This window comes from Hydrogenophaga sp., assembly GCF_041633695.1.
Classification (GTDB): Bacteria; Pseudomonadota; Gammaproteobacteria; order Burkholderiales; family Burkholderiaceae_C; genus Hydrogenophaga.
The window spans coordinates 1-11,160 of the sequence record NZ_JBFJMY010000112.1; the positions used below are offsets into that span (position 1 = coordinate 1).

At 63.2% G+C, this 11,160-nt stretch carries 10 protein-coding genes; 7 read left to right on the forward strand and 3 right to left on the reverse strand.

Translation table 11 applies throughout. The features are described 5' to 3' along the window. Both ABYB95_RS09110 and ABYB95_RS09115 read left to right on the forward strand, forming a co-directional pair. A partial coding sequence (locus tag ABYB95_RS09110; protein WP_372658144.1) for a helix-turn-helix domain-containing protein occupies positions 1 to 767 on the forward strand: 767 nt, incomplete at its 5' end. A gap of 217 nt (positions 768 to 984) precedes the next feature. Further along, positions 985 to 1,236, forward strand: coding sequence for a hypothetical protein (locus tag ABYB95_RS09115; protein WP_372658145.1), 252 nt, complete (start codon positions 985 to 987; stop codon positions 1,234 to 1,236). 58 nt (positions 1,237 to 1,294) lie between these two features. Here ABYB95_RS09115 and ABYB95_RS09120 read toward each other — a convergent pair whose 3' ends face one another. Continuing rightward, a complete protein-coding gene (locus tag ABYB95_RS09120) occupies positions 1,295 to 2,023 on the reverse strand; it encodes a GntR family transcriptional regulator (RefSeq protein ID WP_372658146.1) in 729 nt (242 codons plus the stop codon). Positions 2,024 to 2,150: 127 nt separating this feature from the next. On the opposite strand from ABYB95_RS09120, the gene dctP reads away from it, so the two are divergent. The 5 genes from dctP to ABYB95_RS09145 all read left to right on the forward strand — a co-directional run bounded on the left by dctP (position 2,151) and on the right by ABYB95_RS09145 (position 7,917). Next, complete coding sequence (dctP, locus tag ABYB95_RS09125; RefSeq protein WP_372658147.1) at positions 2,151 to 3,155, forward strand: TRAP transporter substrate-binding protein DctP; 1,005 nt, start codon at positions 2,151 to 2,153, stop codon at positions 3,153 to 3,155. Positions 3,156 to 3,165: 10 nt separating this feature from the next. Then, positions 3,166 to 3,684 carry a TRAP transporter small permease subunit gene (locus ABYB95_RS09130; RefSeq protein WP_372658148.1) on the forward strand — a complete coding sequence of 173 codons (519 nt, stop codon included), beginning with the start codon at positions 3,166 to 3,168 and terminating at the stop codon, positions 3,682 to 3,684. 83 nt (positions 3,685 to 3,767) lie between these two features. Beyond that, positions 3,768 to 5,075 carry a TRAP transporter large permease gene (locus tag ABYB95_RS09135; protein WP_372658149.1) on the forward strand — a complete coding sequence of 436 codons (1,308 nt, stop codon included), beginning with the start codon at positions 3,768 to 3,770 and terminating at the stop codon, positions 5,073 to 5,075. A gap of 4 nt (positions 5,076 to 5,079) precedes the next feature. After that, positions 5,080 to 6,369: a malonyl-CoA decarboxylase gene (locus ABYB95_RS09140; RefSeq protein ID WP_372658150.1), complete on the forward strand. Its 1,290-nt coding sequence runs from the start codon at positions 5,080 to 5,082 to the stop codon at positions 6,367 to 6,369. 15 nt (positions 6,370 to 6,384) lie between these two features. Next, positions 6,385 to 7,917 carry a malonyl-CoA synthase gene (locus ABYB95_RS09145; RefSeq protein WP_372658151.1) on the forward strand — a complete coding sequence of 511 codons (1,533 nt, stop codon included), beginning with the start codon at positions 6,385 to 6,387 and terminating at the stop codon, positions 7,915 to 7,917. Positions 7,918 to 7,989: 72 nt separating this feature from the next. Here the strand turns inward: ABYB95_RS09145 and clpB are convergent, their stop codons facing one another. After that, the gene (gene clpB / locus ABYB95_RS09150; RefSeq protein ID WP_372658152.1) at positions 7,990 to 10,599 is read right to left on the reverse strand and encodes an ATP-dependent chaperone ClpB; all 2,610 of its coding nucleotides are present in this window, start codon (positions 10,597 to 10,599) and stop codon (positions 7,990 to 7,992) included. 222 nt (positions 10,600 to 10,821) lie between these two features. Then, positions 10,822 to 11,160: ATP-binding cassette domain-containing protein (locus tag ABYB95_RS09155; protein ID WP_372658153.1), on the reverse strand; the 339-nt coding region annotated here is incomplete at its 5' end.

An 11,160-nucleotide genomic window follows, 5' to 3' on the forward strand; every position in this document is an offset into this window, starting at 1 on the left:
CGCCCGACGCGCAACGCCCGGTCCGGGTGCGGGCACGCGCGCTCACCGCCGACACCCATTTCGCGCCCCACAGCCATCCCTGGAGCCAGCTCGCTTACTGCGCCACCGGCATCGTGCAGGTGATGGTCGTCCCGGACGACGCCAACCTCCAGGCGGTCGCCTACATCGTGCCGCCCTCACGCGCGGTGTGGATTGCGCCGGCCACCCACCACGCGATCACGGTGCTCGAAACGGCCGAACTGCAAACCCTGTACATCCACGCCAGCGCCACGCCGGCTGATTGGCAGGGTTGCCGCATGATTGTGGTTTCGCCGCTGTTGCGCGAACTGGTGCAAGCCATGGACGCGGCCACGCACCGGGCCAGCGAGCCGACGCGAGACGCGCTGCTGGCCCAACTGGTGCTGGACGAGCTGGCGCATGCCGACACCCAGTTGCTCGGGGTCCCCATGCCAAAAGACAAACGCCTGCGCGCTTTGTGCGACGCGGTGCTGCGTGCACCGGGCGAGCGCGCCACGCTGGCCCAGCTGGCCGCCAACACCGGTGCCAGTGAACGCACCGTGGCCCGGCTGTTCCGGGAGGAGCTGGGGACCACCTACCAGCAATGGCGGCAGCAAGCGGTGTTGGCCAACGCCTTGCCGCTGCTGGCGCGCGGCGCGCCCATCAGCCAGGTCGCGGTGGCCTGCGGTTATGCCAGCGACAGCGCTTTCACCGCCATGTTCAAAGCGGCCATGGGCCAAGCTCCCACGCGCTTGCGCGCCGGACTTTGAGCGCCTGCGGCAGATCCTCGTCGGGCGCGAGGCACCGCCATCCGTGCAGGAACGGTAGAGAACGATCGTTGGCGAGAGCAGAGCACGAAATGCCTTTCGGCCCTGCGCGTGCACGGAATCACAGCCGCTTCAAACGCCTGTCATATCTGACACGTATTCTGTGCAGCCCATCATCAAAATATGAGACACCGACTACATGGATTCAGGGAGAAAAAATGTGGACACCAGCAAGCCTTTAGCCAAAACCCCCAAGGCCTGGGACGCCCTGTCGCGTCCCGATGTCCTGGGCCGACAAAAACACAGCCTGCTGTTGATGGCCAACGGACGCCGTGGCGTGCGGGAGTTGTCGCTTTTGCTGGGTGAGGATATCTCCCACCTGGCCGGGCAAATGCTCAAGATGGGCTATTTGCAGCGCAGTGGGCAAGCCATCGTGGTGGACGCCGACGAAGAATTGGCGCCACAGGATTAGCGGGCCACGCGGCCTGCCGCGCCACAAACCATTCGTCTCGTCCTTCTACAACCGCCGCTCAAGCCTGCAGCGCGGCGGTTTCTGTGGTGCTGCCCACCGGAACCCGCGCTTGCGAACGGTCCGTCATGCTCATCAGATCGGTGAACCGCTGCCCCTGGATCAACACATGGTCGCGCGCCGTGGTGGCGGCCGCCTCGCTGTCGCCCTGCCGAATCGCCTGCACGATCGCCTGGTGCTCGCTCAAGGACTGGTGGATGCGGTTGCGCATCTGCAGCTGCAATCGGCGGTAGGGCTTGAGCCGGTTCTTCAGCGCCGTGGTCTGCTGCACCAGAAACGGATTGCCGCAGGCCTGGTAAATGATCTGGTGGAACTGCTCGTTGGCGTAGTAGTACTGGTTGACGTCGCTCGAAGTGGCTTCCTGCTCGCACTGGTGCAAAGCGGTTTCGATCTCGGCCATCACGCCGGGGTCGGCCCGGCGCGCCGCCAGCCGGGCGCACATGGCTTCGAGTTCGGCCATGACCTCGAACATCTGGATCAGTTCGGCAATGCCCACCTTGGCCACGTAGGTGCCGCGTTTGGGCAGCACCTCCACCAATCCACTGGCTTCCAGCTGTTGCAAGGCCTCGCGCACCGGGGTGCGCGAAACCGCGAAACGCGCCACCAACTGCTCCACGTCGACCTGCACGCCAGGCGCCAGACGGCCATTGACGATGTCGTCTTCAAGTTGCTCGCGCACGTGCTGCACGCGGGAGCGGGACTGCGAATGGGACAGGGACTGACGGGTCATACCGGGACTCTCTTTGGGCGTTCAAGCACCCGTGCTCGGGTTATTACTAGGCAAGCAGGCACTCTGTTGCATATAACATCGTTGCTGATTTATACATCAAACCCGTTCATTCACACAGGAGACACCGATGAAAAAGCAGATTTCGTGGAGCATGACAGCACTGGGCTTGGCCGCCGCCGCCCTGATGGCGACCACCGCCCAGGCGGAGACCGTGCTCAAGGCGTCGCACCAGTTCCCGGGCGGAAAAGGCGATGTGCGGGATGAAATGGTGCAAATGATCGCCCGCGATGTGGCTGCTGCCAACGTGGATTTGACCATCAAGGTGTTCCCGGGCTCCAGCTTGGTGAAAGCGCAAGAGCAGTGGAAAGCCATGCTGAGCGGCCAGATCGACATGACCTCGTTTCCGCTGGACTACGCCTCGGGTTTCCACCCCCAGTTCGGCGCCACCCTGATGCCCGGTCTGGTGAAGAGCCATGAACACGCGCAGCGCATCAACGCCTCGCCCTTCATGAAAGACATCAAAGCCGTCATCGAAGAAGGTGGCGTCAAGGTGCTGGCCGATGCCTGGCTGGCCGGCGCGTTTGGCGGCAAGGACAAATGCATCCAGCGCCCGGAAGATGCCGCCGGTTTGAAGGTCCGCTCCGCTGGTGCCACGTTCTCGCAAATGTGGGCCGGCGCTGGTGCATCGATCGTGTCCATCCCTTCCAGCGAGGTGTACAGCGCCTTGCAACAAGGCGTGGCTCAGGGCACCGACACCTCGTCGGGCAGCTTTGTGTCGTTCCGCCTGTATGAGCAACTCAAGTGCATCACCGCACCCGGCGACAACGCCTTGTGGTTCATGTACGAGCCGGTGCTGATTTCCATGAAAAGCTGGGACAAGCTCAACGACGCCCAGAAGAAGGCCTTGATGACCGCCTCCAAAAAGGCCGAAGCCTACTTCAACACCGAATCGAAGAAGCTCGACGAAGAACTGGTGGACGTCTACAAAAAGAACAACGTCAAGGTCGTGACCTTGAGCGATGCCGATGCCGACGCCTGGCGCGCCGTGGCCCAGAAGACCTCGTACAAGGTTTTCGCTGAAAAGGTGCCGGGCGGCAAGGAGCTGATCGAAAAGGCCTTGAGTGTCAAGTAACCGAGCGCCTATGCCGGTTTGGATCGCGGCGGTGCAGGCGCTCTCGCGCTTCACCGGTGTGATCGCCGCGGGCATGATCCTGGTCTCGGTGGCCGTGGTGTGCCAGATGGTTTTTGTCCGGGCGGTGCTCGGCCAGTCTTCCATCTGGCAGACCGAGTTCGTCATGTATTCGCTGGTGGCGGCCACCTTTATTGGTGCGCCCTACATTCTTCTCACGCGCGGTCACGTGGCGGTGGACGTGTTGCCGCTCATGGTGAAGACGCCCATGCGGCGCGCCCTGCACCTGCTGGGCAGCCTGATCGCGCTGGCGTTTTGCGGCTTCTTCCTCTACGCCTCGCTGCCGTGGTGGCAAGAAACCTGGGTCAGCAACCAGACCACCTCGTCCATGTGGCGCGCACGCCTGTGGATTCCTTACCTGGCGGTGCCGGTGGGTTTGTCCTTGTTGTGCCTGCAGTACCTGGCCGAAATCTGGCTGGTCATCACCCAGCGCGAACATCCTTACGGTCTTTCACCCGAAGACCATCTCTGAACCGGTGTTCAACACGCCCCCGCGACCTGGTGTAGCGGGCGGGTGAACCGATCGATTCGACCCCTTTTTTTCCCGGAGTCTCCATGAGTGCGCTCGCCATTGGATTGCTGATTTTTGTGGTCACGGTGGCCGTGCTGGCCACGGGGCTGCCCATTGCCTTCGGCCTGGGTGCCGTGGCCTTGCTGTTCATGGTCGTGTTCGACGGCTGGCAGAGCGTCCACTTCGTTCCAGAAACCATTTTTGCGGGCCTGAGCGACTTCACCCTGGTGTCGCTGCCCATGTTCATCATCATGGGCGCGGCGGTCGCGTCGTCCCGCGCCGGCAGCGATCTCTACGAAGCCCTGGCGCGCTGGCTGCACCGGGTGCCGGGTTCGCTGGTCATCTCCAACATCGGCGCCTGCGCCCTCTTTTCGGCGCTCACCGGCTCGTCGCCCGCGACCTGCGCGGCCATCGGCAAGATGGGCATTCCCGAAATGCGCAAGCGCGGCTACGACGCCGACCTGGCCACCGGCGCCATAGCCGCAGGCGGCACGTTGGGCATTCTGATCCCGCCCAGCATCACCATGATCCTGTACGGCATCGCCTCAGAAACCTCGATTGGCCGGCTGTTTCTGGCCGGTGTGCTGCCGGGCCTGTTGCTGACCGGCCTGTTCATGGCCTGGGCGCTCTTTTTGAGCTGGAAACGCGGCACCGTGCTGGTGGACCACGACCGCATCTACAGCATGAAAGAGAAGCTGGAACTGCTGCCCAAGCTGCTGCCCTTCATGGCCGTGATCGTCGGCGTGGTCTATGCGTTGTATGGCGGCATTGCCACCCCCTCCGAGGCGGCCGGCGTCGGTGCCGCGCTGTGCCTGTTCATGGTGATCGTGATCTACCGGGTCTGGAAGCCCATGGACCTGTGGGCCATTCTGCGCGACGGTCTGCGCGAATCCGGCATGTTGCTGATGATCATCGGCACCTCCATCCTCTTTGGCTACATGATGTCTTCGCTGCAGGTCACGCAATCGGTGGCCGAAGCCATCGGTGAAATGCAGGTCAACAAATGGGTGATCCTGGCCGCGATCAACCTGCTGCTGCTGGTGGCGGGCATGTTTCTTCCACCTGCCGCCATCATCCTGATGACCACACCGATTCTGATGCCGGTGATCACCGCAGCGGGTTTCGATCCGATCTGGTTTGGTGTGATCCTGACCATCAACATGGAACTGGGTCTCATCACACCACCCGTGGGTCTGAACCTGTTTGTGATCAACGGCATCACCCCGGACGTTCGCCTGCCCACCATCCTCAAAGGCGCCTTTCCCTTCATGCTGTGCATGGTGCTGGCGATTGTGATCCTGTGCGTGTTTCCTGAAATTGCCACCTGGCTGCCCAAAGCCTTGATGGGTTGAATCCATGCTTGAAAAACTCCTCAAATTGACGCAGAAAGCGCGTTCCGACCGTTCCTTGGAGCCACTGATCCGGTCCTGCCACCAGCTGATATCCGAGCGCGGCCAGGCCAACGTGTATGCCTTGGCCAAGGAAGTGATCGAGGGCTACCAGGCGCTGCCCGCGCAGCGGCGCGAAGCCTTCTTCGCCGCCCTGGCCACCGGGTTCTCGCCCAACCCCGAACAGGTGCTCACCACTGCCCGTCTGTACGCGCAGGCGCCCACCGCCGGGCACCTGGCGCAACTGACCCAGGTGGTCGAGCCACCGCGCCAGGAACTGTTGCGGCGTGTGAACCGCGCCCCCGGCGGCACGGCGGTCTTGCTGGCCATGCGCAACGATTTGCTGGATTTGCGCAAGAGCAACCCCGAGCTGGCGGTGGTGGATGCCGATTTCCTGCACCTGCTCAGCTCCTGGTTCAACCCCGGCTTTCTGCGGCTGGAGCGGGTGGACTGGGAGTCCAGCGCTTCGCTGCTGGAAAAGCTGATCCAGCACGAAGCCGTGCACGAAATCACCGGCTGGAACGACTTGCGCCGCCGCCTGCAGCCCGACCGCCGCTGCTACGCTTTCTTCCACCCGCAACTGCCGGGTGAACCGCTGATTTTTGTGGAAGTCGCGCTGGAGCAAGACCTGCCCGACGCCATCGCGCCCTTGCTGGAACCTGCACCCGACACACCGGTTTCGAGCGCGGCCCGCACCGCGGTTTTCTACTCCATCAGCAACTGCCAGCCCGGGCTGCGCGGCGTGTCGCTGGGCAACTTCCTGATCAAGAAAGTGGCCGACCAGCTCAAGACCGAGTTGCCACAACTCAAGGTCTTTTGCACGCTCTCACCCATACCGGGTTTTTCGCGCTGGTTGACGCAGGCCATGGCAGAAGACAACAAGCCCGAATGGGCCGGCGCCTTGCAGCGCGTGAAAGACTGGCGGCAAAACCACAGCAGCGCCCAGGGCAGCGATTTCGAAGACATGCCCAAGGCCCTGCGCGACGACCTGACCGGTCTGTGCGCCCGCTTCCTCGTGAACGGGTCCCACGAAGGCCTGAGCGACCCGGTGGCCCGCTTCCATCTGGACAACGGCGCACGGCTCGAACGCATCAACTTCGCCGCCGACCTCTCGCGCAAAGCGGTCAAACAATCCATGGGCTTGATGGTCAACTACCTGTACGACATCGATGCGGTCGAGACCCGACACCAGCAGTTCGTCGACAACAAGGTCAGCCACTCCGCAGCCGTGAAACGCCTGCTCAAGCCCAAGCCCTGAACGGACCACACCGACATGAAAAACCCCAACCTGTACGCCCATTTCCACGCCGGCTTCAGCCCCTTTCTGCAACGCACCGCGATCGAAACCGACACCGGCCAGAGCTACAGCTTTGCCGACATAGACGGCATTTCCGCCCGCATGGCCAACTGGCTGGAGAGCCTGGGTCTGAAAACCGGCGACCGGGTGATGGTGCAGGTCGAAAAATCGGTGCCCGCCTTGCTGTTTTACCTGGCCTGCCTGCGCTGCGGCATGGTCTATGTGCCGCTGAACACGGCCTACCAGGCCGCCGAACTGGCCTACTTCATTGAAAACGCGGAGCCTGCGGTGTTTGTCGGCGACCCCGCACGCGAAGCCGACCTGGCCCCGCTGATGACCCGGCTCGGCGTTCGGCAATTCACCACGCTGGCGGCCGATGGCACGGGCAGCCTGATGGACGTGGCGCTGGCACAGGCGCCAACGCACCCGGTGCGCGAGGTGCAGGCCAACGACCTCGCCGCGATCCTGTACACCAGCGGCACCACCGGCCGCAGCAAAGGCGCCCAGCTCACCCACAGCAACCTGAGCTCCAACGCCCAAACCCTGCACAGCTACTGGGACTGGCAAGACGGCGACGTCTTGGTCCACGCGCTGCCCATCTTCCACGTGCACGGCCTGTTTGTCGCCGTGCACTGCGCCTTGCTCAACGCCAGCAAGATGTTGTGGATGGGCAAGTTCAACCCGACCCAGGTGCTGGACTGGCTGCCACAAGCCACCGTGTTCATGGGCGTGCCTACCTTGTACGTGCGCCTGCTCCAGGAAAGTGGGTTGACGCCGCAGGCCTGCGAGCACATGCGCTTGTTTGTCAGCGGTTCTGCCCCCCTGCTCACCGAAACCTTTGCCGAATGGCAGCAACGCACCGGGCACACCATTCTGGAGCGCTACGGCATGAGCGAAACCGCGATGCTGACCTCGAACCCCTGCCGCGCGCAAGACGGTGACCGCGTGGGTGGCACGGTGGGCAAGCCCTTGCCCGGTGTGCAAGTGCGTTGCATGGACGACCAGGAAGTGCCCTGCCCGGTCGGCGAAATCGGTGCCATCCAGGTCCAGGGCCCCAACGTCTTCCCGGGCTACTGGCGCATGCCCGAAGCCAATGCCAAGGAGTTCACCGCCGACGGCTGGTTTCGCACCGGCGACGTGGGGCGCTTCGACGCGCAGGGCTATCTCACCATCGTGGGCCGCAGCAAGGACTTGATCATCACAGGCGGCTACAACGTCTACCCGGCCGAGGTCGAAAGCTTCATCAACGAACTCGACGGTGTGGGCGAATCGGCGGTCATCGGCTGCCCGCACCACGACTTCGGCGAAGGCGTGGTGGCGGTGGTGGTGGCGCGCCCCGGTGCCCAGCTCGATGCGAACCAGCTCATCCAGTCGCTCAAGAAACAGATCGCCGGTTTCAAGGTGCCCAAGCACCTGTTTGTGGTCGACGAGCTGCCGCGCAATGTGATGGGCAAGGTGCAAAAAAACGTCTTGCGCCAGACCTATGAAAAGGTGTTCGAGAGCCGCTGAATCCGGCACCTACCAAACAAAAAAAGGCCGAGGTCCATACAGGACCTCGGCCTTTTTGATGGCGCCACCGGATCAGGCCGTGGGCGTGCTCTCACCAAACGCAAACACGCCCGGGTTTTGCACCGGGTCCACGCTGACCGGGATCACCGACTTGGGCGGGTAACGGCCTTCCAGCAACAGCTTGGAGAGCGGGTTCTCGATGCGTTGCTGGATCGCACGCTTGAGCGGGCGCGCGCCAAACACCGGGTCGAAGCCGACCTTGGCGAGCTCGGCCACCGCCCCAGGCGTCACCTGCAAATGCAAATCCATTTTTTCCAGCCGGGCGACCAGGACCTTGAGCTGGATCTCGGCGATCGACTCGATGTGCTGGGCGTCCAGCGCGTGGAACACCACGGTCTCGTCGATGCGGTTGAGAAATTCCGGGCGGAAATGGTCTTTCAGCTCGCCCCAGACCGCGTCCTTGATCTCCTCGTACGGCTGCCCCACCATGGCCTGGATCAGGTGCGAACCGATGTTGCTCGTCATCACGATCACGGTGTTCTTGAAGTCCACCGTGCGCCCCTGGCCATCGGTCAGGCGGCCATCGTCCAATACCTGCAACAACACGTTGAACACGTCGGGGTGCGCCTTCTCCACTTCGTCGAGCAGCAGCACGCTGTACGGTTTGCGCCGCACCGCCTCGGTGAGGTAACCGCCCTCTTCGTAGCCCACGTAGCCGGGTGGCGCGCCGATGAGGCGGGCCACGGAATGTTTCTCCATGAACTCGCTCATGTCCACCCGCACCAGGTGGTCTTCGCTGTCAAAGAGGAAACCCGCCAGCGCCTTGCACAGCTCGGTCTTGCCCACGCCCGTGGGGCCCAGAAACAGGAACGAACCCGTGGGCCGGTTCGGGTCGCTCAACCCCGAGCGCGAGCGGCGAATGGCGTTGGCCACCGCGCCAATGGCTTCGTCCTGCCCCACCACGCGCTCGTGCAGCTTGGTCTCCATTTGCAGCAGCTTGTCTTTTTCGCCCTGCATCATCTTGGCCACGGGAATGCCGGTGGCGCGGCTCACCACCTCGGCAATCTCTTCGGCACCGACCTGGGTGCGCAACAAACGCGCGCCCGTGCCCGAACCGTCCTTGGTGGATTCCTTGGCCTGCGCTTCCTGCAGGCGCTTTTCCAAGGCCGGCAGCTTGCCGTATTGCAGCTCGGCCACTTTGTTGAAGTCGCCCTTTTCGGTGAACGACTTGATCTGTGAGCGGATGCGGTCCATCTCCTCCATCACGTCCTTGGAGCCCAGGGCCTGCGCCTTCTCGGCCTGCCAGATTTCGTCGAGATCGGAGATCTCTTTTTCCAGCCGCGTGATTTCTTCGGCGATGAGGCCAAAGCGCTTCTGCGAAGCCTCGTCCTTCTCGCGGCGCACCGCTTCGCGCTCGATCTGCAACTGGATCAGGCGCCGGTCCAGCTTGTCCATGACCTCGGGCTTGGAGTCCAGTTCGATCTTGATCTTGCTGGCGGCCTCGTCGATCAAATCGATCGCCTTGTCGGGCAGAAAACGGTCGGTGATGTAGCGGTTGGACAGCTCGGCCGCCGCCACAATGGCCGGGTCGGTGATCTGCACGCCGTGGTGCACTTCGTACTTTTCCTGCAAGCCGCGCAAGATGGCAATGGTGGCCTCCACACTGGGCTCGCCCACGATGATCTTCTGGAAGCGCCGCTCCAGCGCCGCGTCCTTCTCGATGTACTTGCGGTACTCGTCCAGCGTGGTTGCGCCCACACAATGCAGCTCGCCCCGGGCCAGCGCAGGCTTCAACATATTGCCCGCGTCCATCGCACCTTCGGCCTTGCCCGCGCCCACCATGGTGTGCAGCTCGTCGATGAACACAATGGTCTGGCCTTCGTCCTTGGCCAGCTCGTTCAGCACGGTTTTCAGACGCTCCTCGAACTCTCCACGGAACTTGGCGCCTGCCAGCAAAGAAGCCATGTCCAGGCTCAACACCCGCTTGCCCTTGAGCGAATCGGGCACTTCACCGGCCACGATGCGCTGCGCCAGGCCTTCGACGATGGCGGTCTTGCCCACACCGGGTTCGCCAATCAGCACCGGGTTGTTCTTGGTGCGGCGCTGCAGCACCTGGATGGCGCGGCGGATTTCGTCGTCGCGCCCGATCACCGGATCGAGCTTGCCCATGCGGGCGCGCTCGGTCAGGTCGAGCGTGTATTTCTTGAGCGCCTCGCGCTGGCCTTCGGCCTCCGGGCTGTCCATGCTCTGGCCGCCGCGCACGGCTTCGATCGCCTTCTCCAGGCTCTTGCGGGTGAGCCCGTTTTCGTTCGCGGCACGGCCCAGATCGCCCTTGCTGTCGGCCACCGCCAGCAAAAACAGTTCGCCGGCAATGTACTGGTCGCCGCGCTTGATGGCTTCTTTTTCGGTCGCCTGCAAGAGCTTGGCCAGCTCCTGGCCCACCTGCACCTGGTCTTGCCCCTGCACCTCGGGCAGGCGCTTCACCGCGGCCTCGGCCGCTTTGGCAAGGCCTTGCACATTGACGCCGGCACGCTGCAGCATCGACTGGGGCCCGTCGGCCTGGCGCAGCATGGCGAGCAACAAATGGCTGGGTTCGATATAGGCGTGGTCGGCGCCGAGCGCCAAGGTCTGGGCTTCGCCCAGCGCTTCCTGGAACTTGGTGGTGAGTTTGTCGAGTCGCATAAAGGGTCACTCCGTATAGGGTCGGTTGATGAGCATGTGGCATTGATCCACCGGTTTTCAACCCTCAGCCCATTGAGCAACCCGCTTGCTGCGGCGGCCTTGATCCAGATCAAGGCCATACCGGGCAGCCCGCTTTGGGTTCAGTTCCATGAAGCAGGAACCGTTTGGGCTTGGTTGGATGAAGCGTTCGCTCTGCGCTGGGTGCCCCCTTCCCTCTGAGCTTTATGACCCGTTCGCCCTGAGCTTGATACCCCGTTCGCCCACACGCGTGGCGTAGCCGTCGGGTAGCTCTTCGCGGATGAAGTCGTGGGCATTGGCGGCCGCGGCGGCGGCCTCGATCTCGGCCCGCGTGGCGTCGAGACGGCCGTAGCGAATATTCTCCAGCACCGTGTCCGAGAAAAGCACGGTCTCCTGGGGCACAATGCCGATCTGGGCCCGCAGGCTGGCCAGGGACACGTCGCGAATGTCACGGCCGTCGATCGTGATGCGCCCGCCGACGACATCGTAGAAGCGGGGCAGCAGGTTCACCAGGGTCGTCTTGCCCGCCCCGCTGCGCCCGAC

Excerpts from the sequence above, each read along its gene's own strand:
- ABYB95_RS09135 (WP_372658149.1), top strand. The coding sequence starts at position 3,768 with ATGAGTGCGCTCGCCATTGGATTGCTGATTTTTGTGGTCACGGTGGCC.
- clpB (WP_372658152.1), bottom strand. The coding sequence starts at position 10,599 with ATGCGACTCGACAAACTCACCACCAAGTTCCAGGAAGCGCTGGGCGAA.
- ABYB95_RS09140 (WP_372658150.1), top strand. The coding sequence starts at position 5,080 with ATGCTTGAAAAACTCCTCAAATTGACGCAGAAAGCGCGTTCCGACCGT.
- dctP (WP_372658147.1), top strand. The coding sequence starts at position 2,151 with ATGAAAAAGCAGATTTCGTGGAGCATGACAGCACTGGGCTTGGCCGCC.
- ABYB95_RS09145 (WP_372658151.1), top strand. The coding sequence starts at position 6,385 with ATGAAAAACCCCAACCTGTACGCCCATTTCCACGCCGGCTTCAGCCCC.
- ABYB95_RS09130 (WP_372658148.1), top strand. The coding sequence starts at position 3,166 with ATGCCGGTTTGGATCGCGGCGGTGCAGGCGCTCTCGCGCTTCACCGGT.
- ABYB95_RS09120 (WP_372658146.1), bottom strand. The coding sequence starts at position 2,023 with ATGACCCGTCAGTCCCTGTCCCATTCGCAGTCCCGCTCCCGCGTGCAG.